The 24,012-nt window shown below is 63.3% G+C and carries 21 protein-coding genes and 1 riboswitch; of the genes, 5 read left to right on the forward strand and 16 right to left on the reverse strand.

Annotation, left to right across the window (positions count from 1 at the left end; genetic code table 11):
* Positions 1–44: 44 nt before the first annotated feature.
* The gene (locus tag CLU86_RS04100; RefSeq protein WP_099740730.1) at positions 45–1,067 is read right to left on the reverse strand and encodes a TRAP transporter substrate-binding protein; all 1,023 of its coding nucleotides are present in this window, start codon (positions 1,065–1,067) and stop codon (positions 45–47) included.
* A 152-nt stretch (positions 1,068–1,219) separates the two neighbouring features.
* On the opposite strand from CLU86_RS04100, the gene CLU86_RS04105 reads away from it, so the two are divergent.
* The 4 genes from CLU86_RS04105 (at position 1,220) to ppk2 (ending at position 5,453) form a co-directional block, all read left to right on the forward strand.
* Complete coding sequence (locus tag CLU86_RS04105) at positions 1,220–2,188, forward strand: LysR family transcriptional regulator (protein WP_099654970.1); 969 nt, start codon at positions 1,220–1,222, stop codon at positions 2,186–2,188.
* Between the two features lie 180 nt (positions 2,189–2,368).
* Positions 2,369–2,851 (forward strand): hypothetical protein, encoded by a 483-nt coding sequence (locus CLU86_RS04110; RefSeq protein WP_099743262.1) that lies wholly within the window; start codon positions 2,369–2,371, stop codon positions 2,849–2,851.
* A gap of 144 nt (positions 2,852–2,995) precedes the next feature.
* A riboswitch (FMN riboswitch) is annotated at positions 2,996–3,174 on the forward strand.
* 203 nt (positions 3,175–3,377) lie between these two features.
* Complete coding sequence (locus tag CLU86_RS04115; protein ID WP_099740731.1) at positions 3,378–3,905, forward strand: 6,7-dimethyl-8-ribityllumazine synthase; 528 nt, start codon at positions 3,378–3,380, stop codon at positions 3,903–3,905.
* Positions 3,906–4,190: 285 nt separating this feature from the next.
* On the forward strand, positions 4,191–5,453 hold the full coding sequence (ppk2, locus tag CLU86_RS04120; RefSeq protein ID WP_099740732.1) for a polyphosphate kinase 2: 1,263 nt from the start codon (positions 4,191–4,193) through the stop codon (positions 5,451–5,453).
* Between the two features lie 33 nt (positions 5,454–5,486).
* On the opposite strand, the gene CLU86_RS04125 is transcribed toward ppk2, so the two are convergent.
* The 4 genes from CLU86_RS04125 to CLU86_RS04140 form a co-directional block, all read right to left on the reverse strand.
* A complete protein-coding gene (locus CLU86_RS04125; protein WP_099740733.1) occupies positions 5,487–7,076 on the reverse strand; it encodes a methyl-accepting chemotaxis protein in 1,590 nt (529 codons plus the stop codon).
* Positions 7,077–7,348: 272 nt separating this feature from the next.
* A complete protein-coding gene (locus CLU86_RS04130) occupies positions 7,349–8,335 on the reverse strand; it encodes a tripartite tricarboxylate transporter substrate binding protein BugE (RefSeq protein ID WP_099740734.1) in 987 nt (328 codons plus the stop codon).
* Between the two features lie 196 nt (positions 8,336–8,531).
* Positions 8,532–9,803 (reverse strand): CaiB/BaiF CoA-transferase family protein, encoded by a 1,272-nt coding sequence (locus CLU86_RS04135; protein ID WP_099740735.1) that lies wholly within the window; start codon positions 9,801–9,803, stop codon positions 8,532–8,534.
* Positions 9,804–10,011: 208 nt separating this feature from the next.
* Positions 10,012–11,205 carry an acyl-CoA dehydrogenase gene (locus CLU86_RS04140; protein WP_099740736.1) on the reverse strand — a complete coding sequence of 398 codons (1,194 nt, stop codon included), beginning with the start codon at positions 11,203–11,205 and terminating at the stop codon, positions 10,012–10,014.
* Positions 11,206–11,383: 178 nt separating this feature from the next.
* Between CLU86_RS04140 and CLU86_RS04145 the strand changes: the two genes are divergently transcribed.
* Entirely contained in the window at positions 11,384–12,313 is a 930-nt protein-coding gene (locus CLU86_RS04145) for a LysR family transcriptional regulator (RefSeq protein ID WP_099743263.1), read from the forward strand.
* A gap of 218 nt (positions 12,314–12,531) precedes the next feature.
* On the opposite strand, the gene CLU86_RS04150 is transcribed toward CLU86_RS04145, so the two are convergent.
* The 11 genes from CLU86_RS04150 to hemC form a co-directional block, all read right to left on the reverse strand.
* On the reverse strand, positions 12,532–13,821 hold the full coding sequence (locus CLU86_RS04150) for a hypothetical protein (protein ID WP_158236304.1): 1,290 nt from the start codon (positions 13,819–13,821) through the stop codon (positions 12,532–12,534).
* A gap of 405 nt (positions 13,822–14,226) precedes the next feature.
* Positions 14,227–15,513, reverse strand: a complete 1,287-nt coding sequence (locus CLU86_RS22540) for a hypothetical protein (RefSeq protein WP_158236305.1) — start codon at positions 15,511–15,513, stop codon at positions 14,227–14,229.
* A 248-nt stretch (positions 15,514–15,761) separates the two neighbouring features.
* Positions 15,762–16,516 (reverse strand): IS5 family transposase gene (locus CLU86_RS04155; RefSeq protein ID WP_099740738.1). Its coding sequence is split into 2 segments (ribosomal slippage): positions 15,762–16,183 and positions 16,183–16,516, totalling 756 coding nucleotides; the frame shifts between segments, so codons are not numbered across the junction.
* A gap of 76 nt (positions 16,517–16,592) precedes the next feature.
* Positions 16,593–17,216, reverse strand: coding sequence for a VOC family protein (locus CLU86_RS04160; RefSeq protein ID WP_099740739.1), 624 nt, complete (start codon positions 17,214–17,216; stop codon positions 16,593–16,595).
* A gap of 140 nt (positions 17,217–17,356) precedes the next feature.
* Entirely contained in the window at positions 17,357–17,932 is a 576-nt protein-coding gene (locus tag CLU86_RS04165; protein ID WP_099740740.1) for a YceI family protein, read from the reverse strand.
* 79 nt (positions 17,933–18,011) lie between these two features.
* Positions 18,012–18,581 (reverse strand): YceI family protein, encoded by a 570-nt coding sequence (locus tag CLU86_RS04170; RefSeq protein ID WP_099654982.1) that lies wholly within the window; start codon positions 18,579–18,581, stop codon positions 18,012–18,014.
* Between the two features lie 59 nt (positions 18,582–18,640).
* Complete coding sequence (locus CLU86_RS04175; protein WP_199175084.1) at positions 18,641–19,216, reverse strand: cytochrome b; 576 nt, start codon at positions 19,214–19,216, stop codon at positions 18,641–18,643.
* Between the two features lie 379 nt (positions 19,217–19,595).
* Positions 19,596–20,873 (reverse strand): heme biosynthesis protein HemY, encoded by a 1,278-nt coding sequence (locus CLU86_RS04180; protein WP_099740742.1) that lies wholly within the window; start codon positions 20,871–20,873, stop codon positions 19,596–19,598.
* 62 nt (positions 20,874–20,935) lie between these two features.
* Positions 20,936–22,060, reverse strand: a complete 1,125-nt coding sequence (locus tag CLU86_RS04185; protein ID WP_099740743.1) for a uroporphyrinogen-III C-methyltransferase — start codon at positions 22,058–22,060, stop codon at positions 20,936–20,938.
* Positions 22,057–22,872 carry a uroporphyrinogen-III synthase gene (locus CLU86_RS04190; protein ID WP_099740744.1) on the reverse strand — a complete coding sequence of 272 codons (816 nt, stop codon included), beginning with the start codon at positions 22,870–22,872 and terminating at the stop codon, positions 22,057–22,059. The genes CLU86_RS04185 and CLU86_RS04190 overlap by 4 nt, the downstream gene beginning before the upstream one ends.
* 18 nt (positions 22,873–22,890) lie before the next feature.
* Positions 22,891–23,808, reverse strand: coding sequence for a hydroxymethylbilane synthase (hemC, locus tag CLU86_RS04195; RefSeq protein WP_099743264.1), 918 nt, complete (start codon positions 23,806–23,808; stop codon positions 22,891–22,893).
* Positions 23,809–24,012: the final 204 nt, after the last annotated feature.

The following is a 24,012-nucleotide window of genomic DNA, read 5'->3' on the forward strand; positions in this document are numbered from 1 at the left end:
GGTGCACGGGCACGCACTTGGCGTGCCCCTGGCGCGCCTGCGGCTTACTTGGCGGCAGTGGCTGCAGTGCCGCGCACCTTGGCCAGTTCGCTCATCAGCTCGTTGGTGGTCTCTTCGCCAAACTCCCGGCCGTACTTGGCCAGCACCGGTTGCAGCTTGGCGCGCAGCTTGGCCTGTTCGGCCGCTGGCAGCTCGGTGATTTGCATGCCCACCTTCTTGAGGTCGCCCAGGGCGGTTTCACTCAAGGCGCGGATGGACTTGCGCTCAAACAACGTGGCTTCGCGGGCCGCTTCCTGCACGATTTTTTGCTCTTGGGCCGAGAGGCCGTCCCAGGTCTTCTTGGACATGAGCAGCACCCAGGCGCTGTACATGTGGCGCGAGAGCACCAGGTGCTTTTGCACTTCGTAGAACTTGCTGGTCAGGATGGTGGCGGGCGGGTTCTCTTGCCCGTCCACCGCAGCTTGTTCCATGGCGGTGTACAGCTCGGTGAAGGGCATGGGCGTGGCGTTGGTGCCCAGGGCGTTGAAGGTGTCCAGGAACAGGGGGCTTTGGATCACCCGCAGCTTCAGGCCCGCCAAGTCGTCCGCCTTGTTGACGGGGCGGCGCGAGTTGGTCACATGGCGAAAGCCGTTTTCCCAGTAGCCCAGGCCGACCAGGCCCTTTTCGGGCAGCTTGGCCAGCAGCTTCTGGCCAAAGGGGCCGTCCAGCACGGCGTCGGCTTCTTGCTCGTTGTTGAAGGTCAGGGGCAGGTTCAGCACGCCAAAGGGTTTGATCAGCGACATCAGCGTGGAGGAGTCCGGCACCGTCATCTCCAGCGTGCCGCCGCGCAAGGCCGATGTCATGCTCACGTCGTTGCCCAGCGAGCCGCTGGCAAACAGCTTGGCGTTCATCTTGCCGCCGCTCTTGGCGGCCAGTTTTTCGGCAAAGTGCTTGACGGCCAGTGCCTGGGGGTGGTCTTCGCTCAGGCCGATGCCTACCTTGAACACATGCTCTTTGATTTGCGCGGACACCGGGGCGGCCAAAGCGGCCAGCACGGTGGCGGCCAGGGCGAGGGATTTGAACTTCATGTTTGTCTCCGTTGGTATGGCTGTGTCGCGGCAGGTGTGCCGCCCACGCCCTGCGGTTCCTTTGTAGGCCCGTCAGTGACGCAGGCCGAAGGGTAGGTCTGGCCCCCGCATGGGTCTACTGAATTTTTTGCTACGATCCATTCCAAATGGTTATGGGTACAGACGTTTTTCCGGGTAAACCCTTGTCTTTGGCGCAGGCCTGTGCGCGGCTGCGGTTTCGGCATTTGCAGTTTCTGGACATCCTCGGGCGCACCCGCAATCTGCGTTTGACGGCCGAGCAGATGCACGTTACCCAGCCTGCGGCCACCAAGATCCTGATGGACATCGAGGAGATCCTGGAGGCGCGTTTGTTTGACCGCTTGTCGCGCGGCATGCGGCCCAACGAGCTGGGGCTTTTTACCCTGCGTTATGCCAGCGCTGTGCTCGACGGTCAGCGCCAGTTTGTGGACGAATTCAATGCCCTCAAGCAAGGCGGGCATGGCCACTTGTCGATTGGCGCCATCACCGGCTCTGCGGCCCATTTGCTGGTGGCGTCGGTGGCTGAAATCCAGCGCCTGCGGCCTTTGCTGGTGCTCAAAATTCTGGAGCAGAGCAGCGATCAGCTGGTGGTGTGGCTGGCCGAGCGAAAGATCGACCTGATGATCGGCCGCTTCACGGACGAGGCGCAGCGCAGCCAGTTCCATTACGAGCGCCTGTCTGCCGAGCCACTGCAGGTGGTGGCCGGGCTGCACCACCCTTTGCGCGGCACGGTGGACCTGGCCTTGACCGAGCTGGCCCACTGGCCCTGGATTCTGTACCCCGCCTCTACCGCTGTGCGCAAGGTGTCGGACGATATCTTTGGCAGCGCTGGCCTGGCACCCACCTCGGGCGTGGTCGAGACGCCTTCTTTTTTGTTTGCGCTGGAGCTGATGCACACCACCGACATGCTGTCGCTGCAGCCCGCCGCGCTGGTCGAAAAATACGTGAACAAAGGCCTGCTGGCCCGCATCCCGGTGGAGCTGCCAGACCGCATGCCCGACTATGGCCTGATCACCCGGCTGGGCGAGCCGCCGACACCGGCCGCGCAGGCCTTTATGGACGTTCTGCGCGAGGCGGCCAGTCGCCCAATGGACGGTTTTTGATCGCCCCGATCAATAACGAACAGTTATTGAAAAACAGGTCGATGGCTGCAGGCAAGGGCTGTGCTTGACGGTGCAATGGCCCTGTTCGGTGGCTCTGAATCGCAGCTTTCAGTGCAAGGTGCCCCGAGCCGTTATGCTCTGCGCCCCTCCTTCGCCTCCTTGGCCTTTTTCGCCCCGCCCATGCAAGACACCCACGACACGACCGACGCTGTTCAGGAACCACGCCTTTGGAGCGACGGCCGCTGGACGGCGCGTGTCATCAAAAACGAAGACGATGACGGCTGGGCCGTGGCGATGACGCTGCAAGGCGAGGCAGAGCCCGCCCTGGTGGGGCCCTGGACCATGGGGCGCGACAAGAAGAACCCCAAGCCCCTGGATGTGTCGGCCTTCAACACCCTGGTCAAAACCGCCAGCGAGGTGATTCGCCGCCACGAGCAGCAGTTGCATGCCCAGCTCAACAAGAGTGTGCACGTCACCGTGCAAGGCCAGCGCCTGCGCGTGGCCCTGGCCATCGTGCCGGACGAAGAGGGCGCCACGGCCACCCTGAGCGCGCATGACGAACTGGGCGAAGAGCTGGGGCGCGTGCGTGTGCCGCCCACCTTCAAGCTCACGGTTGCCAGTGCCGCTGCCTGGGCTGAGGGCGGCTTTGAGCGGCCCCGGTGAGTCGTGTGCAGCAGCGCTTGACCACGCAGCCCTGAAAAATCGCACTGCCAGAGTGAGCAACGTGGGCAAAGCGGTCGACGGCAACGGCATGGTTGGGTGGGCCTAGAATCGCCTGCGCCGGGCTTGGAGCCTTTTCACGCCCGGCAGCGTTCTCAGGGCGGGGTGAAATTCCCCACCGGCGGTATCTGTGGCCTGACAAGGTCGTAGGAGCCCGCGAGCGCCTGCAGGGCCGTTCCTCCTTCCGGAAGAACCACCCCGCAGGGTCAGCAGATCTGGTGCGATGCCAGAGCCGACGGTCACAGTCCGGATGAAAGAGATCGCGAAGCCATGGGCCTCCCGTTCAGTGGGGTGCCCGTGTGTGGCGCTGCGCGTGTGGCTGCGGTTGGCTTGCTGTGCCTTTTGGGGGCACGGCGGGTGGGCCGCGCAATGCGCGTGGGGCTGTGCGCGGGTGCCTTTTGCTGCACGGGGGTCTTTGTTCGCGCGCGCCCTGATTCTGGTAACCCTTTCTTCGCAACGAGATAAGTCCATGAATCAGTCCTTCCATTCCCATGCCGCAGCCGCCAACGCCGAGTTGGGCCGCACCAGCGCAGTGCCCCGCAACGAGCGCGTGGCCATCCTCTGCGCCAACTGGCATCGGGACATCGTTCACCAGGCCCGCGATGCTGCGGTGGCCGAGTTCGCTCGCAGTGGCTTGCCGCCCAGCCAGGTGGTGCACTACGAGGTGCCTGGCGCCTTCGAGATACCGCTGCTGGCCAAAAAGCTGGCGCGCAGCGGGCGCTACGACGCCATCGTGGCCTGCGCTTTGGTGGTGAACGGTGGCATCTACCGCCACGAGTTTGTGACCTCTGCCGTGATCGACGGGATGATGCGTGTGCAACTGGACACCGAAGTGCCCGTGTTGTCTGCCGTGCTCACCCCCCGCGACTTTCACGAGCACGAGGACCATCTGCGCTTTTACCGCGAGCACTTCGTGAAGAAGGGCGTTGAAGTGGCCCAGGCCTGCCTGGCCACGCTGGACAACCTGGGCGCCCTGGTGGAGACGGGCCGCGAGTAATTGGTTTGCTATTAAAAATATAGCTGCTAGCGCTTGTATATCAAGCGCTAGGCTGTGTTTTTATATAGACAGGGCGGCCCCGCTTCAAGCTCGCTGCAGGGCATGGCTGGCTATTGCAAACCGCCTTGATGTCTGTCAAATCGCCGCGAGCCCTGCGCGCAAGAATGGGGTTTTTGACGATTTTGTGACGTGCACCCAGGTGCGCTGCGACGCTTGCTGTATGGCCCTTGAAGTTCATGCAGTCTGCAGCGTAGCCCCCTGGGGCACCCAACCGGAGACCTTGCCATGACATCACGCCGTGCTCCCACCACCCCATCCGCTTCGGCCAGTCCTTCGATTTGTTCCAGCCCTTTGGGCAATGCAGAGGCTGCGGCGCCCTCCACACGCCGCCGCGCAAGCGCTGCGGCGGGGGCTGTGGTGAAGGCCTCACCCCGCGCCGTGCGCACGGTGGCCCGGGGGGATGTGCCACCCAGCCTGCAGCCCGCCACGCTGGCCCGGCATGTGGCGCAGCAAGCGGTGCAGGCTGCGCAGGGGCAGCAGACGGCAGCGGTGTTGTCCTTGCTCAGCAGCGATGACGCCACCCAATCCACCCAGCAGCGCATTGCCAGCCTGCGGGCGCTGCTGGAGGGTGCATCGCAAGACGACCTGGAGGCGTTGCACGAGGCCCTGCGCCAGCATGTGGGCCGTGAGGCCAGTGGCGACGGAGATGCCGATGGCGTCAACCCCGACGAGGAGCTGGCCCGCGACTGGCGCCGGGGGGCCTACCCTTACCGCAACCTGTTGCGCCGCTCCACCTACGAGCGCGAGAAGTTTCGGCTGCAGGTGGAGCTGCTCAAGCTGCAGGCCTGGGTGAAGGAGACCGGACAGCGCGTGGTGATCTTGTTTGAGGGGCGCGATGCGGCGGGCAAGGGCGGCACCATCAAGCGCTTCATGGAGCACCTCAACCCCCGTGGTGCGCGCGTGGTGGCGCTGCAAAAGCCCACCGAAACCGAGCGCGGCCAGTGGTACTTTCAGCGCTACGTGCAGCACCTGCCGACGCAGGGCGAGATCGTGATGTTTGACCGCAGCTGGTACAACCGCGCCGGGGTGGAGCGTGTGATGGGCTTTTGCTCGGATGCCGAGTACAGCGAGTTCATGCGCCAGGCGCCTGAGTTTGAGCGCCACCTGGTGCGCAGCGGCGTGCATGTGATCAAGTTCTGGTTCTCCGTCAGCCAAAAGGAGCAACGCCGCCGCTTCAAGGAGCGCGAGGCGCACCCGCTCAAGCAGTGGAAGCTCAGCCCCATCGACACCGCATCGCTGGACAAATGGGACGACTACACCCGCGCCAAAGAGGCCATGTTTTGCGACACCGACACGGCCGATGCCCCCTGGACGGTGATCAAAAGCGACTGCAAGAAGCGCGCGCGCCTGAACGCCATGCGCTACGTGCTGCACAAGCTGCCCTATGCCGCCAAAGACCTGGCACGCCTGGGCACGCTCGACCCCCTGATCGTGGGCCGTGCCCATGTGGTGTATGAGCGCGGGGAGCAGCCGGGCGCGATTTTGTGAGTGGCCTTTGTGACCTGTGCTAGCAGCGCGTGGTCAGCCTGCCGCCAATTGCAGGCTGCCTGCGGGGCCTGCCAGAGCGCGCGTGTCGGCATCGTGCGCTGACAGGCGGAACACCGCCACGGCCTCCACCAGTTGCTGCGCTTGCACCCTGAGGCTGTCGGCTGCGGCAGCGCTTTCCTCGACCAAGGCGGCGTTCTGCTGGGTGACCTGGTCCATCTGGGTGATGGCCTCGCCCACCTGGCTCACACCCTGGCTCTGCTCGCTGCTGGCGGCGCTGATCTCGGCCACGATGTCCGTCACGCGGCGGATGGAGGCCACCACTTCGGTCATGGTGGTGCCCGCTTGATCGACCAGCGCCGATCCTTGCTCCACCCGCTCCACGCTGGTGTGGATCAACCCCTTGATCTCTTTGGCGGCTTGGGCGCTGCGCTGGGCCAGGCTGCGCACCTCGCTGGCCACCACCGCAAAGCCCCGGCCTTGCTCGCCCGCGCGTGCGGCTTCCACGGCCGCGTTCAGGGCCAGGATGTTGGTCTGGAAGGCGATGCCGTCGATCACGCCAATGATGTCGGCAATCTTCTTGCTGCTGTCGTTGATGCCGCGCATGGTGCTGACCACCTCGGCCACCACGTTGCCGCCTTGCACTGCCACCGAGGATGCATTCACTGCCAGCTGGCTGGCCTGGCGCGCGTTGTCGGCGTTGGCCTGCACGGTGGAGTTGAGCTCCTCCATCGAGGCTGAGGTTTGCTCCAGCGCGCTGGCTTGCTGCTCGGTGCGCATGGAGAGGTCGTTGTTGCCCGTGGCAATCTCGGCGCTGGCACCGGCCACGCTGTGGGCGTTGGTGCGCACGCGCTGCACCACCTGGGCCAGGCTGCCTTGCATATCGTGCAGGGCGTTGAGCAATTGTGCGATCTCATCCTTGCCGCGCGACGGGTTGGCGGCCGTCAGGTCGCCCTTGGCCACGGCCTGTGACACCTGCACCGCCTGCCCAATGGGGCGCACCACCGAGCGGCTGAACGCCAGTGCCCCCACCACGCTGGCCGCGCACACCACCAGCATCACCAGCAGGCTGATGGTGTTGGCTTGGCTGGCCCGTTGGCCCGCCGCTTTGGCCACCTCCGCGCTGGCCTGGGCAATCAGGTCGCCCGCCTGGTCCAGCAGTTGCGAGGGCTCCCGGTCCATGCCCTGCACGGCTTTATCCCCTGCCTGGGCATCGTTGTCTGCGGCCTGAAAGGCCTCGTAGCCCTTGCGGTAGGCCGCGCCCATGCGTTCGTGCGCCTGACTGAAGGCCCGCACTTTGTCCAGCGCCGGGCCGCTGGGCAGGTCGCTTTGCAGCTGGCTGGCGGCCTGGGCCACGGCTTTTTCCTGCTTTTGAAAGGCTGCCCAGTAGCGGTCGCGTTGGGCGGCGTCCTTTCCGCGCAGCAGTACGTTCTTCCACTCTTGCACCTGCACTTTGAAGTCTTGCAGCATGGTGGCAGCCCGCCGCTCGTGCTCATAGTTGTGGGCCACCGTGGTTTCGTACACGTTCAGCGCCTGGTTGAGCTGCTGGATGCCGAACAGCGCAGCCATCATGAGCAGCAGCAGCGCGGCCATGAATGCGAGTGGGAGCTTGACACTGAGCTTCATGGGAACCTCCTGCAGTGGACACGGGGTCCGTTGGGGCAAAGGGAAGGCCGCAGCACGCCTCGCTGCCACGCGCACATAGTGGCGACATGGGTGGGGGCTGCCCCATTATCAGAATGCGCAGGCTTTTGTGAAGCGCTAAATGGGTCGCAGGGGCGGTGGCTTGCTGGCAAGGATGGTTGAAAGTTGCGGCACCAAAGAAAAAGCCCCGCACAGGGCGGGGCTCAGAGGGGCGAATGCCCAAGGCCTGAAGGTGCCCAGGTGGGCGCAGGTGTTCAGTCCATGGTCAGCTTTTGCTTGGCCACCACGTCTTTGTAGACGGCCAGTTCTTCGCGCATCTGTTTGGCAAAAGCTTCCGGGGTGTCGGCCATGATGATCGAGCCCGTCTCCTCAATGCGTTTGCGGATGGCGGGGTCTTGCACCACCTTGCGCACGGCCGCGTTCACCTTGTCCACGATGTCCTTGGGCAGCCCCTTGGGGCCCACGATGCCGTAGTAGGCCATGCGGTTGACCTGCTCCAGGCCCACCTCTTTGAAGGTGGGCACATCGGGCAAGGCGGCCACGCGCTGCGGCGCCGCCACCACCAGGGCGACCAGGCGCTTTTCCTTGATGAAGGGCAGGGCGGAGGGCAGGTTGTCAAAAATCAGTGGCACCTGGCCCGCCACCGCGTCGGTCAGCGCAGGGCCGGACCCCCGGTAGGGAACGTGCACCATGAAAGTCTGGGTGTCCAGCTTGAACATCTCCATCATCAGGTGGGTGATGCTGCCGTTGCCAGGCGAGGCGTAGGCGTATTTGCCGGGCTCTTTCTTGATGGTGGCCAGCATGCCTTTGTAGTCGTGAAACGGCAGCTTGGGGTTGGCGGCAATCACATTGGGAGTGGCCGCAATGTTCACTATGGGCGTGAAGTCGGTGGCCACGTTGTACGGAATCTTGGGGTTGATGGCCGGGTTGGTGGCGGTGGTGGACACCGTGGCCACGCCCAGGTTGTAGCCGTCGGGGGTGGCGCGGGCTGTTTCTGCTGCGCCGATGCTGCCGCCACCGCCGCCCTTGTTTTCCACCACCACAGGCTGGCCCAGTTCGCGGCCCAGGGGCTCAGCAATGGTGCGGGCCACCAGGTCGGTCGTACCCCCGGCGGCAAAGGGCACCAGCAGGCGAATTGGCTTGGTGGGCCAAGCGGTTTGGGCGTGTGCAGCTGTGCTGATAACAGCGGCGGTGCTGGCGAGTGCGAGGACGCCCAGGGACAGGGCGGTGCGACGGATCATGGTGTTGTCTCCTTGTTATATGTGGCGGGCAGCACAGGCTGGCGCGGGGAATCTCAGCAAAGGGCGCCTGTGCGCCCTGGGGGTTGTCAGAGTGGCCACATCACTTGGCGGGCGCTGTGGCAGCGCCGCTGGGTGGCGCAAGCCGCCCTGAGCGTTTGGCGTTGCCTCAAGCCGTCAAGCGGTGAAGCGGAACCGGTCAAATGGCTTTGGCGGCCCGCAGCGCTGCAATGCGCGCGTCATCCAACCCCAGTTCACGCAGCACCTCGTCGGTGTGCTGGCCCAGGGCCGGAGGCGCGTTGCGCAACACCGGCGGTGTGGCCGACAGGCGCAGCGGGCTGGCCACGCCGGTGATCTGTTGCACGCCATCGCCTGCCTCGCCATCCTTCCACCGTGGCAACGATACGGCCAGGCCGCGCGCCTGCACTTGCGCGTCGTCAAACGCTTGGGCAATGGTGTTGATGGGGCCGCAGGGCACGGCCTTGTCTTCCAGCAGGGCGATCCAGTCGGCGGTGGTGCGCGTGCGGGTCACGGCCTCCATGGCGGGGATCAGCGCGGTGCGGTTTTGCACGCGCAGCGTGTTGGTGGCATAGCGCGGGTCGCTGGCCCACTGGGGTTGCTCGGCGGCGGCGCAAAAGCGCTGGAACTGGCCGTCGTTGCCAATGGCCAGCAGCATGTTGCCGTCGGCGGTCGCAAAGTCCTGGTAGGGCGCGAGACTGGGGTGGCTGTTGCCCATGCGCCCGGGCGCCTTGCCCGTGGCGAGGAAGCCCGAGGCCTGGTTGGCCAGCACGGCCATGCCCACGTCGAGCAGGGCCATGTCGATGTGCTGGCCCTGGCCCGTGCCGCTGGTGGCGTTGTCGCGCACATGCAGCGCGGCCAGAATGGCGTTGCTGGCGTACAGACCGGTGAACAGGTCGATCACCGCCACGCCCACACGCATCGGGCCACCGCCGGGCTGGCTGTCGGCCTGGCCGGTGATGCTCATCAGGCCCGTCATGGCCTGCACCATCAGGTCGTAGCCTGCGCGCTCGGCATAAGGACCGTCTTGCCCGAAGCCGGTGACCGAGCAGTAGATGAGGCGCGGGTTGAGTGCGCGCAGGCTCTCGTGGTCCAGGCCGTATTGCTTGAGGCCGCCGACCTTGAAGTTCTCCACCACGATGTCCGCCTCTTGCGCCATCTGCCGGATCAGCGCCTGCCCGTCGGGCGATGCCATGTCGATGGTGACGGAGCGCTTGTTGCGGTTACAGGCGGTGTAGTAACTGGCCTGGTTGGTGTCGTTGCCCTCGGCGTCCTTCAAAAAGGGTGGGCCCCACTGGCGTGTGTCGTCGCCCACACCGGGGCGCTCCACCTTGACCACGTCCGCCCCCAGGTCGGCCAGGATCTGAGTGCACCACGGCCCGGCCAGCACGCGGGAGAGGTCGAGCACCTTGATGCCTGCGAGGGCGCCTGCGTTCGGGATGGGTGTGGTCATGGGGTTAGTGAACTATAAAATTGATAGCTGCTAGCGCTTGTATATAAAGCGTTAGAGGCCAAAAACGTGTGAAATTGGCATGAGGGCTGAGGTGGGCGTGTCTCCATGCCAGGGACGCCGAGCAAGGGCCGCCCCGCAGCGAGGGCGTCGTCCCCCTTCCCGGCGAAGCCGAGAGAAGGGGGAAGGCGCGTAGCGCCTCAGGGGGATGTCACGAAAACGCTGCAATCCCCGTCTGCGCACGCCCCAGGATCAGCGCATGCACATCGTGCGTGCCTTCATACGTGTTCACCACTTCCAGGTTCACCAGGTGGCGGGCCACACCAAACTCGTCGCTGATGCCGTTGCCGCCCATCATGTCGCGCGCCAGGCGGGCGATGTCCAGCGCCTTGCCGCAGCTGTTGCGCTTGATGATGGAGGTGCCTTCCACGCTGGCGGTGCCCGCGTCCTTCATGCGGCCGAACTGCAGGCAGGCCTGCAGGCCGATGGCGATTTCGGTCTGCATGTCGGCCAGCTTCTTCTGGATGAGCTGGTTGGCAGCCAGGGGGCGGCCGAACTGCTTGCGGTCCAGCGTGTACTGGCGGGCGGTGTGCCAGCAGAACTCGGCCGCACCCAGTGCGCCCCAGGCGATGCCGTAGCGCGCGCTGTTCAGGCAGGTAAAGGGGCCCTTCAGGCCCTGCACTTCAGGAAACGCGTTTTCTTCGGGCACGAACACATCGTCCATCACGATCTCGCCGGTGATGGAGGCGCGCAGGCCCACCTTGCCGTGGATGGCGGGGGCCGTCAGGCCCTTCCAGCCCTTTTCCAGCACAAAGCCGCGGATGGGGCCCACGGCACCGCCTTCGGACACTTCCTTGGCCCAGACGACGAACACGTCGGCCACGGGGCTGTTGGTGATCCACATCTTGCTGCCCTTGAGCTTGTAGCCGCCGTCCACCTTGTAGGCGCGTGTGGCCATGCTGCCGGGGTCGGAGCCGTGGTCGGGCTCGGTCAGGCCGAAGCAGCCGATCCACTCGCCGGTGGCGAGCTTGGGCAGGTACTTCTGCTTTTGCGCTTCGGTGCCGAACTCGTGGATGGGCACCATCACCAGTGACGACTGCACGCTGGCCATGGAGCGGTAGCCCGAATCCACGCGTTCCACCTCGCGGGCGATCAGGCCGTAGGCCACGTACGACAGGCCGGGGCCGCCGTACTCCTCGGGGATGGTGGGGCCCAGGAGGCCCACTTCGCCCATCTCGCGGAAGATGCTCACGTCCATCTTCTCGTGGCGGAAGGCGTCGAGCACGCGGGGTGCCAGCTTGTCCTGGCAATAGGCGGCGGCGGCGTCGCGGATGGCGCGCTCGTCGTCGGTCAGTTGCTGGCTCAGGAGGAACGGGTCATCCCATTGAAAAGCGGCGTTGGCCATGTGTGTCTCCAAGTCGAAAGAAGCGTGAAAAGAAACGGGTCTGGGGTGCATCGTAGGTTGTGGCGTGGCGCCCCGCAAGCGAGTTCTTTTCATCCAGACATGCGTTTATGGAATGTATGGAATACTTGCCACAGACTGCTTCAATGGCTGGTTTTCTTTCCACAAGTTCCTCTTCATCATGCGCCGCAACATTCCATCGACCCAGGCACTGGCCTGTTTTGAAGTCGCAGCCCGCCACGAGAGCTACACCCGCGCCGCGCAGGAGCTGTCGCTGACCCAGAGCGCCGTGTCCCGCCAGATCCAGGCGTTGGAGGAGTTCTTGGGCGTGCAGCTCTTTCGCCGCACACGCCACGGCGTGGTGCTTACGCCCGCCGGCGCACACTATGGTCGCCAGGTGGCGCGCTGGCTGCAGGGGCTGGAGCGCGACACGCTCGATGTGATGGCCCACCAGGGCGAGGGCGGCACGCTGTCGCTGGCGGCCGTGCCCACGTTCGCCACCCGCTGGCTGATACCGCGCCTGCCGCAGTTGGCGCAGGTGCACCCCGACATCGTGGTGCACATCGATACGCAGACGCGGCCGTTCTTGTTTGTAGACACCACGTTCGACGCTGCTCTGTATGCAGGAACGCCCGAGCAGGTTGCCAATTGGCCCGGTGTGCAGGCCCAGTTGCTGATGCACGAAGAGGTCTTGCCCGTGTGCAGCCCGCGCCTGCTGGAGTCCACAGCGCCCAGAGGCCGGGGCAGAGCCCACCAGCCCGTAGCCGCCGAAGCCCTCGCTGACTTGCCCTTGCTGCAGCAAAGCACACGCCCATACGCCTGGCGGCAGTGGTTTGATGCGATGGGAGTGGACGCCTCCCGCGCATTGGACGGCCCGCGCTACGAATTGTTCTCCATGCTGGCGGTGGCAGCCACCCATGGCATGGGCGTGGCGCTCATGCCGCCCATGTTGATCGAGGCCGAATTGGCCAGCGGCGATCTGGTGGTGGTTTGCCAAAAACCGTTGCGCGGCGAGCGCGGCTATTACCTGGTCAGTCCGAATGCGCCGGAGCAGTCGCCGGTGCTTCAGGCGTTTTCGCGGTGGCTATTCCATGTGGCGAAAGCCGCGTAGAGCGACGGTCGTATTCCATAGATTCGCAGCTGGTTATGTGTTTCAGCTGACCGCCAGGTGGCTTGAGAGCAAGGAATGAATCAGAGCACCACGCAGGCAGCATCAGCAGCCCTGCGACGCCCTTTTCAAATCTGCAATGGAGATATTTGCAAGTGCGTCCCGTGATAGCGTAGCAGGGTCGATGAACTGATTGCAGTCTCCATTGCGCCACGGGTGACTTATGGCTGACTCCATCCGCTCAAACGCTGTATTTGGAAACTGGTCGGTCCGGCAGTCAGCGCGTCATAACTGACCATTAGCCAACGCCCTTGCGAGTCGGGAAGTAAGCGAATGGGTGATTGGTTGGAGAGGGGGCCTGTAAAGACCCCTCCAGTACCGAAATCAGTATCAGCAGACCCATTGGCTTTCATGCGCACCCACACCGCACCTGCCTGGGGGTTACTGAAATTTTCCCCATACACGACACGACTGCCTAAGACCATCAGACTGTCGTCCGGCAGCGGTACAGCAGACTGGAGGTTTGTTCTCGCCGGTAGCCCGATTTTGCCAACGCCGTTATTCCCGAAGGACAATTGCAATGTGCCTGCAGTGCCGTAACGGGCGACACCCAGTTGGCAATTGTCATTGTTGGCATCGCAAACGGTACCAATGGACATGAAGCCGCCTTCAGATGTCGGTTGGAGCGACCGAAACCCCAAGTTGCCACCCAATTTAGTCCAAGTGTTTGAAGTCTGCTCACCGGCGTCTTGGGAATGCGTCGCAATGCAGACCCCTGGGTGTTCTGCAGGATTCGTGTAAGTGGTCCCGCCTCGCGTTCCCGCCGACACAATCCTGCCTGAGTTTTGAATGAGCAACGAAGTGCCGGAGGCCAAACATTCAGACGCTGAATTGGCTGTGGTAGTTTTTTGAGCTAACACGCCGTCTGCAGAGAACATATCTAAAACGCGGCCATATTCACTCAGTCCTGTCAGTTCATACCCGGTTGAACGCAGTAGAAAAATGCGTTGATCACTATGGACGGCAAGTGAAAGGGACTCGGGGTTGCGGCTTGCAGCAGTGGATGCCACGCCGCTCTCGCCAAACGTCTTATCGATCGCACCCTCCTGCGTAAGTGCTATCAATTGGCTGAAATACTTGGCGTTCGAACCAGCAGATGTGAGGCAGGGTGCGGTGAGTGAATGCTCTTGAACGGAACACGGCTGGGCCGCATTGACTGCGACTAGGATGCGCCCGTTTTTTTGCAATTTAATATCGCTTGGCGTGTCGCTGCCAAGTACGGAAATCTTTACTTCCCCGTTGGTCCCGAACGTGGTGTCTAGTGTCCCGCTCGCCGTTAAACGGATGACGAATACTTCACGGGCGGCGCGCCCTGTCCAACTGCCAGCTGGTAGAGGTGCTGTTTGTCGCGACCCCGTCAAAACCAACTTGCCATCGGTTTGCAGCACCAACGCAGATGGAAGTGGCCAATCGACTTGAGCTGTCCCTTCAGAGCCGTAAGTGGTATCCAATTTGAGCGGGTTACTTGTCGGCCCCGTTGGGATCGAACCACTTGACCCACTGCCTCCGCATGCTGTCAGTAAAGCGAGCAGGGTAGCGGCGGAAAAAGCGGTTCGTATTGTTTGAAGCGGTGGCGTGTGCGTTATACGCATGACAGATTCTCAAGGTTGTTAGAACGGAAAGAGCCATTTATTCCGCGATTCTCGCGTTGGCCACCTTCGCCTCTAGGGGCCTTTTGCACGAATCGAGCGGACAGTGTGCGTTGTGGATCGGGATCTGCTGCTAAGCGCAAATACTCGCAATAGCCGTCGCTATTGCGAGTATTTGCAACGCCGCAGATTGCTCGAGGCTGCAGGTGCAGACGAGACGGCGCGGAGATTTGCGCAGGGGCTCGCTGGGGGCTAGGCTTGAGGCCTTTAGGGTTTGCTGTGTCCCACTACGCGCTGAACCAGAACAGTGTTGTTGCTACCGGCTGTTTGTCTGTTTTCGCTGATTACCAGCCACCGTCCTTGTGCATCTGGCACAAAGTGCGTAGGTCGCGCGGCGGACAGAGGAGTGGTTAACAGCCCTTGGGTGCCAAATTCTTTCACCGGCTCGCCCTGGGGGCTCATGCGCATCCATACGCTGCCAAATGTGGGGTTTTTGCCGTTGGCGTCGTAAACAGCCCTGCTTGCGAGAACCATCACGCTGTCATCAGGTAGGACCCGTGTCGACGCAATGGTCGAGTTTTGGGGGATTGCCATGAATGCCAGACCTTGTTGTCCGTACGAAGTCTGACGTTCAGTATCAGCTCTGTAGCGAGCTATGCCAAGTTGGCAACTTTCATCGCCACAATTGGTGCCCACAGCGACAAATCCATCGTCTGAAGTTGGCTCTAATGAAGAGAGTGCGTAATTGCCACCGAAGCTTGTCCATGAGCCTGCGGTCTGCAGGCCTGAGTTAGGGTCGTGAGCCGCAATACATAAACCAGGGTGCTCACTCGGTTTGGCGTAAGTCACGAGGCTTCGCCCGCCCGCTGAAATAATGCGCCCGCCCTTTTGAAGCAACAGTGACGCACCATCGGCTTCGCATGGTGGTTGTGGGGAAATCTGTGGTGTGGAGGTATCCCGAACGCCATTGGCTGAAAAACGATCTAGGCTGCGGCCATAGATACTGAAACGTGAGTTCCCCGTGGATCTCAGTAAAAGCAGACTCTCGTCGTTTTTCACCACCAGCGAAAGACGCTGGGGATTTTGGCTCGAGTATGTCTCTTCCACTCCCGCTTGGCCAAAGGTGCGGTCTAGCAAACCTTCAGGTGTCAGTGCAACAAGGTTACTGCTCCTCAATGCGGAAGTCCCGGCTGCGGTTGTGCAGGGCGCGTAGAGGCTAAGAAAACCTACCACGCATGGTTCGCCTGCAAGCACCGCGACGATGATCCGACCATTTTTTTGCAGTTTGATATCCGCAGGCGAGTCGCTACCTTTGACGGTGAAGCTGACTTCTCCATTGTTTCCAAAGCTCGGATCGGGTGCGCCGTTGGCTGTGAGTCTGCGCACGATGACTTCCTGTGCCGGCGCGCCACCGTAGTTGACTGCTGGGAGTGAGCCTGTTTGCCGTGAACCTGCCAGTAGCAGTTTTCCATCAGGCTGTAGCACCGCTGCGGACGGTACGAGCCCATTGAGTTTTGCAGAGCCGTCGGTCCCGTAGCTAGTGTCTACCTTCAACGGATCTACGGGTAGCAGGGAAGGGCTGGAGTCCCCGCCACTGGAGCCGCCCCCGCAGCCGACCAATGTTGCCATCAGAATGGCAGACCAAGTAATGGTCAGGGTAGTCCGGCTTGAGAGACTGAAGGGCATCGTTGGAGTTCGCATGGGCGATTTGGAAAATGGTTCAGATTTTTCGATTGTGAACCATTGTTAAATTTCCGCCTGTAACAGCAGAAGAAAACTGTTGCTTTAGGGCGTGTTGAGAATCAACGGGAGTTAATAACCCCAGCTGCGAGATAGATCATCGCTGCGAAGCTGCTATCCGTCTTGTCGCTGCGCATTGCGATACGGTTGAACTCCTTGAGCTTGCAAAAGAAGTTCTCGATCAAGTGACGCCATTTGTAGACCTCCCGGTCAATCTCCAGTGGCGCTCTCCTTCGCGGCATCTGTGAGATCACCACCTGCGCCCCGCGCTTGTCCAACTCCTGGATCAGCCAGTTCACATCGAAGGCCTTGTCGGCGAGCAAGGCTTCAAAGCGCACATCAGCGATCAGCTCTTTGACTCCTTTGGTGTCATGGCGCTGCCCTGGCATCAAGACGAAATTCACCAGATTGCCCAACGCATCCGTCAGCGCCAGTATCTTCGTGCTCATGCCACCCCTCGAGTGGCCTATGGCCTGGCCCGAAGTCCCCCTTTTGCCCCCTGGCCGTGCCGATGCACTTTCACAATCGTGGCATCCACCATCGCGTATTCCATGTCCGGCTGCTCGCTCACTGCATCGAACAGGCGTTGGAACACATCGGCCTTAACCCAGTCTCTAAAGCGTTTGAACACCGTGTTCCACTTGCCGAACTCTGACGGCAGGTCTCGCCAGGGGCTACCTGTGCGGGCAATCCACAGCACTGCCTCAACGAAGCGGCGGTTGTCTGTGCCGCTGCGTCCAGGATCACTTGGCTTGCCAAGGCATTGATGCTCCATTTTGGCCCATTGCTCGTCTGTCAGTACCCATCGAATGCTCATGCGCCTATTGCATCACAGCCCTCCGAGCCGTTGTGCTTGATTCTCAACAGCCCCTAGCCCAAGCGACGTTGTGAAGTCAGCTGCGCACAAACTCCGGCCGATCATTCTGTTGCGGCTTCAGCGGCGCGGCATTCTTGCCTTCGGCCCGTTCTTTGCGCCACTGTTCCTTACGGGCAGTCCACTCGTTGAGGCGGGCATGTGCCACGGTGCTGTCTTTGGCCATCTGTTCTTCGTTGGCCACCTGCGCCGCCAGTTCCAGGCGGATGCCGTTGGGGTCGAAAAAGTAAATGCTTTTGAAGATGTGGTGGTCGGTCACGCCCAGCACTTCCACGCCGTGGGCTTGCAGGCGGGCCTTGGTGTTCTCCAGCTCTTGCACGGTGTTGACGCGAAAGGCGATGTGGTTCACCCACAGCGGCGTGTTCGGCGAGGGCTCGGGTTTCACATCGTCACCCAGGTCAAAAAACGCGATGAACGAGCCGTCCTGCAGGCGAAAGAAGAAGTGCGTGTAGGGGCAGTACTCGCCCGTGCTGGGCACGTAGTCGCTTTGGATGATGTGGTACAGCGGCAGGCCCAGGATGTCTTCGTAGAAGTGGCGGGTTTCCTCGGCATCACGGGCCTTGTAGGCGTAGTGGTGCAGTTGCTGGACGGCGGCCGGGGGGGGCAAGGTGGTGGTTGGCGCTGGGGTGCTGGGGGCGGTCATCTGGCGTCTCCTGAATGTGGATCAAATTCTACTATTCATAATTGATTTACTTAAAAATAATTTCAGAGAGGCGGTAGGCGTAAAAAAGCCACCGCTGCGGCATGCGCAGCGGTGGCTTCGGATGACTGCTGGGGCGTGAATTACTGCTTCACGGCTTCCACTTGCACGACCAGGCGCACGTTCTTGGCAAAGCCCCAATCCACGCCGTAGTTCATGCCCCACTGGGTGCGGTCGATGGTGGCCTCAAAGTCGCCGCCGCACACTTCGCGCTTGAGCATGGGGCTTTGGTAGCAGGCGAACTGGTTGGCCTTCAGCGTGATGGGCGCTGTCTTGCCCAGCAGGGTCAGCTGGCCAGTCACTTCGCTCACGTTGTCGCCTTTGAAGCTGAACTTGTCAGAGACGAACTTGATGGTGGGGTGGGCCACGGCGTTGAACAGGTCAGCGCTTTGCAGGTGCTTGTCGAATGCGGGGGTGCCTGAGTTGACCGAGGTAGCGTCGAAGCTGATCTCGACCTTGCCGCTCTTGCCAGCGCGGTCAAATTGCACGGAGCCTTCCTTCTTGTCGAAGCGGGCACGGTTCACAGCAGCACCAAAGTGGCTGATTTCAAACGTCACAAAGGTGTGGGTGGGATCGATCGCGTAGTCGGCGGATTCGGCCTGTGCAGCACCGGCAAACAAAGCGGCGACGGCGGCCAAGGCGAAGAGGGATTTGCGCATGAAAGGCTCCTGAAAAACCAGAGGTTGAAAGAAAAGATCGCAGGGAGAGAAAACGGAAGGGTCTGAAGGCGCTTACGCCTCAGAGCTTGGCCACGCCGGTCAGCGCCAGTTTGAACTTGACTTGAACGTCGTCGGCCACCATGGAGGTGTCTGCCCACTCGTTTTCGCCAATCTTGAATGCCAGACGTTTGATGGGCAGGGTGCCGGTGGCCGTGGTCACTGCACCGCTTTGGGTGAGCGTGACGGGGGCCACGACGTTGACCGCATTGCCCTTGATGGTGAGCTTGCCGGCCACTTCAAACTTGCCACCGCCCAGGGCCTTGATGCTGCTCGATTCAAAGGTGGCTTGCGGGAACTTAGGTACGTTGAACCACACGGCCTTGGGCAGCTCTGCATCGGTTTCCTTGGAGCCCAGGGTGGCGCTGCCGGTGTCCACGCTGAAGGTGATCTTGCTGGCAGCCAGCTTGGCGGGGTCGAAGGCGACCTGGGCGTCAAATTTCTTGAACTGGCCGTCCAGGGGCACACCCATTTGGCGGGCGGTGAATTGGACTTCGCTGTGGGCGGTGTCCAGTTTTTGCTGGGCCCAGGCGGCGGGTGTCAACAAGGCGGTGCCCAGGGTGATGGCGGACACGATGCTTGCAATCTTCATGAAAACTCCTTGGTGCGGAAAAGGTGCGCAGCGCAGTGGGGCTGCAGGGGTGTGGGGGCTCAGCGGGGGCCGGGCAGCATGCGCTGCAGCAGGCCGTCGCGGTCAATGATCTGGTGCTTGAGGGCGGCTGCGACATGCAGCAGGACGAGGCCCGCCATGGCAAACGCTGAGATCTCGTGCCAGGGCTTGATGGCCTCGGCCAGTTCCTTGCTCACGGGCACAAAGTCAGGCAGTTGCCACAGGCCCAGAAACACGATGGGAAACCCTGCGGCCGAGCTGTAGGCCCAGCCGATCAGCGGCACGGCAAAGAACAGCACATACAGCAGATGGTGGGTGGCATGGTGGGCCACTTTTTGCCAACCGGGCATGGCCTGCTCCATGGCGCGGGGCAGTGCGGGGGGGCGATGGGTGGCGCGCCACACGAGGCGCAGCAGCGACAGGGCCAGAATGGCCACCCCGGCCCATTTGTGCCAGTTGTAGAGCTTCAGGCGCTGGGGCGAGAAGGGCAAGCCGGTCATGTACAGGCCCAGGCCGAAGATGGCAATCAGAGCAATGCCAAGCACCCAGTGCAGCAGGATGGCAACGCCGGAATACCGGGCGGGGCGAGGACTCACAGGGTGAGGGGTGGAAGACATGGGCAGTTGGGTCGAAGGGGTTGTTGAACGGGGCCGCCCGTTGGGTGCTGCGGCCGGTGCACTGGGTGCAATGCCTGCAGTTTAGGAAGAGCGCCCCTGTGGCAGTTTCAGGTGGATTGATGCCTTGATTCAAAAAAACTGAATTGATAAGGCTTTTGCGCTCAAAGTTCCCCAATGTTTGAGGGGCACATGCGACTTGCTGTCGCCGTCTCGTCTTGACGCGGGTCACGGCGCCATGGGGGCAGAGACGTGCACAAAGAGCGGTTCCGGCTCTAGTGCTCTGGGTGTTGAGCATCACCGCTGCGCGTGCGGTGGGCTCTGGATGGGTTGGCTGGGAGGCCTGCGGTGGTTGCTGTTAGCCTCCAGCGCAGGGCTGTGCTCAGTGCTGCAGCGCGGCTGCTTTCCAGGCTTGGGCGGCGGCGTCTGCATCGCCACGCTGCTCTGCCAACTCGGCCAAGTGTCGCCATGCGCTGGCGCGCAGGGGGGCGTCATGCAGGTGGGAGCTGGCCTGGGTCAGCAATTGTTGGGCTTTGCCCCACAGCTGCCGCTTTAGGCAGGCCATGCCTGCGAGGTATTGCAGGCGGGCATCGCGCGGGTTGGATTGCTGGGCGGATTCGATGCGGGCCAGCCAGCCTGCATCGATGGTGTCCAGCCCGTCTTCCAGCGAGCGGATCAGCTTGAGTGCCAACCCCTCGGGCAAGCCCTCTGGCAAGTCCACCATCCGCTCCCACACGGGCAGCAGCCAGGCGCGCACCTGGCTGGCATCGCCACCCAGATGGGCCAGGCGCTGGGCGGCTTGCACGGCCAGCTCGGGCATGTTGCGCTCGGTGTTTTCCAGCGATGCCCAGATTTGCACCAGTTGCACCGGGTCGTGCGCCGACTGGATCAACTCTGTGGCCAGGCCGCGCACAATGCTTTGCGCCGCTCCGGCCGAGAAGGCGCGGTGCTTGCCCAGCAAGCGGGCTGTGTCGAGGGCCTCGCGGGTTTGGCGGGCCTGGCGCGTGGCCTTGAGCTTGATGCGCAGGGCCAGCGTGCGGCGGGCGGCGCCTTGGGGCAGGGCGGCCAGGCGCTCCAGAGTGACCTGGGGGTCGCGGTCGTCCAGGCTCCAGCGCGCCGCGCGGATCTGGGCGCCTTCACGCAGTTCTTGCTCTTGGCCGTTGCCGCGCACGGGGGCTTCTTCCAGGGCGTTTTGCAGATGGCTTTCGCGGGTAGCTCGGTCTTGCAGGGCGTGGGACGATTCGGCGGCAATCAGGTGCGCCAACGCACGCAGCTGCTTGCCGTGTGGAACGGGCTCACCCGCCGCCTGCAACGCGCTTTCTTGGGAGAGGGATGCCAGCGCCGACTTGCGAGAGCGCAGAAAACGCCCCGCCAGCATGTGCGTGAGGGCATCGAGCAACGCGTGGTGCATGGCGCGCTCTTTTTGCTGCACGCGCCAGCGGCGTGCCTGGTGCGGCAACTCCAGCAGCGCGGCCAGCGCCCGCAACGCGGCGTACACCGTGGTGAAACCGCCTACCAGCAGCAACACGACCAAGTTCAGCGACAGGTCGACGCGGTGAGGGGGCCAATACAGGGTGATGGTGCCCTGATTGTTTCCTGCAAACAGCGCGGCCGCTACGGCAACGCCAAACAGAGCCAAAAGCCAAAGAGCTGCACGCATATCAGTTTTCCAATGCTCCGCGAGCGTCCTGGACCTGCAAAAGCGACTCAGGGTGCGTCATCTCATCGCCCCGCTGCGGCCGTGGCCAGTGCAGAGAGGGTTTCGTCCAGCCGGGGCAGCTCGGCGGCCTTCATGTGCTGCTGGGCTTGCTGCAGCATGGTGGCTGCGTTTTGGGTGCGGCGGGATGCGGGGTCGAAGTACTTGTTCAGTGCGGCCGTGGCGGCCGTCAGGTCTGCGCGGGCAGAGTCAAACTGCCGTGCCAGCACGCCCAGCCGGGCGTTGAGCAACTTGAGTTTGAGGTTTTCGCGCAGGAAAAAAGTTTGCTCGGGTGCCAGCAAAATGGCCTCGGGCTGGTCGATGCGGCTGACGCGCACCAGCCCACGGGCTTCGTCGCGCACTACTTCCCAGCTGCGCTGCAGTGCGGCTTGCCACCACGGCATGGCAGGGTCTTCGGCGGTGCCTGTGCTGCTGGCTGGGGTGGCTGCTTTGCGGGTGGCGGGCGCCTGTGCCACGGCGTTGAGCACGGGCAGTTCATCCACCTGACGCACCAAGTCGTCCAGGCGGCCCAGCAGGCCTGCGGTGTCGGTCACGGTGGCGCGGGTCAGCCGGTCCAGGTCGCGCGCAATGGCCCTTTGCAGGGGGGCCAGTCGGGGCTGGGCTGCCCGGTCAATGCGTTGGTTGGCGGTTTTCAGTGTGGCGACCAGGGGCTCCAGGCCGCCGGTGAGCTGGGCCTGTTGCTGCGCCAGCCGAATGGCCGATTCAATGTCCACCACCAGGTTTTCGTCGCGTGAGCGCGACAGGCTTTGCATCAACTCTTCCAGTTGGCTGCGTTGCAGGGCAACTTCGCTCACCCGGGCTTCGGCCACCGAGAGGCGGGCAGCGGTCTCGCGCACCTGGTCTTCTGCCTGGCGGGCGATGGTGCGGGCCTCGATGGCCAACGTACCCGAGTCGGCCGATTGCCTGGCCAGTTGCTCTTGAATGCTGCTGAGCTTTTGCCACAGCAAGACGCTGCTGGTCAGTGCCGCAGCGGCCACGGCCCCCAGCAGCAGGTTGGCCAAGCCGATGCCCGCCGTGCCGCTGGGGCGTGTGGGGGCGGTAACAGGGGGCGCTGCCGGGCCTGGATGGGATGCGGCTGGAGCTGCGGGCGCAGGGGGCTGCGGCAGATCAGTGGGGGGCACAGAACTCATGCGCCCGATTCTATCGAGGCCACCACGTCCGCGAAGGCTGGGCGGCATTCCCGCACCTCGCCAAACCCGGCGTCGCGCGCAGCCTGGGCGATACGGGGGTGCGTGGCCAGTGCGCGCGCTGTACGCCAGTTTTGCTGGGGCAGGGCGGCCGTGAGATGGGCCACCGCCTCAGAGCTGCTGAGCAGCCAGAGGGATCCGTTGTGGGCGGCTTGCCGGGCCAGGTCCAGGTCTTGGGCTGACAGGTGGGGGGCTACGCGCTCATACGCCACCACAAAGTCCACCTGGGCGCCTGCGGCTTCGATCTGGCGAGCCAGCCAGTCGCGGCCCGAGCCCTGGTTTTCATGCACCCCGGCAGAGCGCCCGCGCACGATCAGGATGCGGTCGCCTGGCTGCACCTGGGGGTGGACTTGTTGCCACAGGGCTTCGGAGTCAAATTGCGGAGCATCGGGCGCAGGGCCGTCGACGCGCTCGGCGGGGAATCCTGCTTCCAGCAGCACCCTTGCAGTTCCCGGGCCGGGTGACCATGCTCTTGTTTTGATAGCTACTAGCGCTTGATTGGAAAGCGCTAGGGCCATATTTTGTTCAAAAAAGTACAGCGCCGCGTTGCCGCTGACGAACATGGCGGCGCGGTAGTCGCCCAAGCGCGCACGGGCCTGATGCAGCGCTTGCACAAGGACAGGGTCTGCGGCTGGGCCGACATGGATCAGGGGCAGGGCTGCAGCGGCAATGCCCCGTTGGGTGAACTGCTGTACCCAGTGCGCAGCCTCGCGCGCGGGGCGGGTGACGATGACCTGGGGGGCCGCGGCGGTCAAGGCTGTGGCCTGCGGGCTTCAGGCCGTTGCATGGGGCGTGGCGCCTTGGGCTCCACCGTCGCGCAGTCGCTGGGCAATGGCCAGGCCCAGGGCATCGGCTTCGGCCAGCGTGGTTACCCGGGCGGTGGCGCTGGCGCGCACCAGTGGGGCTTGGCCTTCGGTGTCGCCCCAGGCTGCATCCAGTTGCAGGGTGTCGCCTGTCAGGGTGCCATGTGCTGCCAAGGGCATGGAGCAGCTGCCGCCCATGGCGCGGCTCACTGCGCGCTCGGCGGTCACGGTCAGCCAGGTGGGCTGGTGGGCTAGGGGGGCCAGGGCGTTGATCAGGTCTTGCCGGTCACTGCGCACTTCAATGCCCAGGGCGCCCTGGCCGGCTGCGGGCAGCATGGCGGTGGGTTCGAACGTGGCGCGGATGCGCGCACCCAGTTCCAGCCGTTTGAGGCCTGCTGCTGCCAGCACAATGGCGTCGTACTGGCCTTCGTCCAGCTTGCGCAGGCGGGTGTCCAGGTTGCCACGCAGGGGTTCAATCTTCAGGTCGGGCCGCAGAGCCTGCAGCAGCACCTGGCGGCGCAGGCTGGAGGTGCCCACCACAGCGCCCTGGGGCAATTCGTCCAAGCTGGCGTAGCGGGGGGAGACAAAGGCATCGCGGGGGTCTTCGCGTTCCATCACGCAGGCCAGGGCAAAGCCTTCGGGCAGCTCCATGGGCACGTCCTTGAGCGAGTGCACGGCAATGTGTGCGCGGCCTTCTTCCAGCGCCACTTCCAGCTCTTTCACAAACAGGCCCTTGCCGCCCACCTTGCTGAGCGAGCGGTCGAGGATCTGGTCGCCCTTGGTGGTCATACCCAGCAGCTCAACTTGGTGGCCCCGCGCGCGCAAGAGGGCTTGCACATGCTCTGCCTGCCACAGCGCCAGGCGGCTTTCGCGGGTTGCGATGACGATGGTGGAGGGGGCTTTCGCCGCCGGGCCGCCCCAAGGCGAAAGGCTCCCCCCTTGGGGGGGCAGCGACCCGCGAAGCGGCGGAGCGTGGGGGGCGTCTTTTTGGGGGCTCAAGTTCGTAACCTGTTTGTAATCATTCAGCGGCGGGCGATGCTAGCATGCGCCCGCATCGGTGACCTTGATCTGGCGCGTGTCCCTTGTGGGGGT

Origin of the sequence: Acidovorax sp. 62, from assembly GCF_002754495.1 — a bacterium.
Classification (GTDB): domain Bacteria; phylum Pseudomonadota; class Gammaproteobacteria; order Burkholderiales; family Burkholderiaceae_C; genus Acidovorax.

Coding starts and splice junctions, on each gene's coding strand:
- CLU86_RS04125 (WP_099740733.1), bottom strand. CDS start 7,076: ATGAAGCTCAGTGTCAAGCTCCCACTCGCATTCATGGCCGCGCTGCTG.
- CLU86_RS04130 (WP_099740734.1), bottom strand. CDS start 8,335: ATGATCCGTCGCACCGCCCTGTCCCTGGGCGTCCTCGCACTCGCCAGC.
- CLU86_RS04115 (WP_099740731.1), top strand. CDS start 3,378: ATGAATCAGTCCTTCCATTCCCATGCCGCAGCCGCCAACGCCGAGTTG.
- ppk2 (WP_099740732.1), top strand. CDS start 4,191: ATGACATCACGCCGTGCTCCCACCACCCCATCCGCTTCGGCCAGTCCT.
- CLU86_RS04140 (WP_099740736.1), bottom strand. CDS start 11,205: ATGGCCAACGCCGCTTTTCAATGGGATGACCCGTTCCTCCTGAGCCAG.
- CLU86_RS04180 (WP_099740742.1), bottom strand. CDS start 20,873: ATGCGTGCAGCTCTTTGGCTTTTGGCTCTGTTTGGCGTTGCCGTAGCG.
- CLU86_RS04145 (WP_099743263.1), top strand. CDS start 11,384: ATGCGCCGCAACATTCCATCGACCCAGGCACTGGCCTGTTTTGAAGTC.
- CLU86_RS04165 (WP_099740740.1), bottom strand. CDS start 17,932: ATGCGCAAATCCCTCTTCGCCTTGGCCGCCGTCGCCGCTTTGTTTGCC.
- CLU86_RS04160 (WP_099740739.1), bottom strand. CDS start 17,216: ATGACCGCCCCCAGCACCCCAGCGCCAACCACCACCTTGCCCCCCCCG.
- CLU86_RS04170 (WP_099654982.1), bottom strand. CDS start 18,581: ATGAAGATTGCAAGCATCGTGTCCGCCATCACCCTGGGCACCGCCTTG.
- CLU86_RS04185 (WP_099740743.1), bottom strand. CDS start 22,060: ATGAGTTCTGTGCCCCCCACTGATCTGCCGCAGCCCCCTGCGCCCGCA.
- CLU86_RS04100 (WP_099740730.1), bottom strand. CDS start 1,067: ATGAAGTTCAAATCCCTCGCCCTGGCCGCCACCGTGCTGGCCGCTTTG.
- CLU86_RS04175 (WP_199175084.1), bottom strand. CDS start 19,216: ATGTCTTCCACCCCTCACCCTGTGAGTCCTCGCCCCGCCCGGTATTCC.
- CLU86_RS04105 (WP_099654970.1), top strand. CDS start 1,220: ATGGGTACAGACGTTTTTCCGGGTAAACCCTTGTCTTTGGCGCAGGCC.
- CLU86_RS04110 (WP_099743262.1), top strand. CDS start 2,369: ATGCAAGACACCCACGACACGACCGACGCTGTTCAGGAACCACGCCTT.
- CLU86_RS04135 (WP_099740735.1), bottom strand. CDS start 9,803: ATGACCACACCCATCCCGAACGCAGGCGCCCTCGCAGGCATCAAGGTG.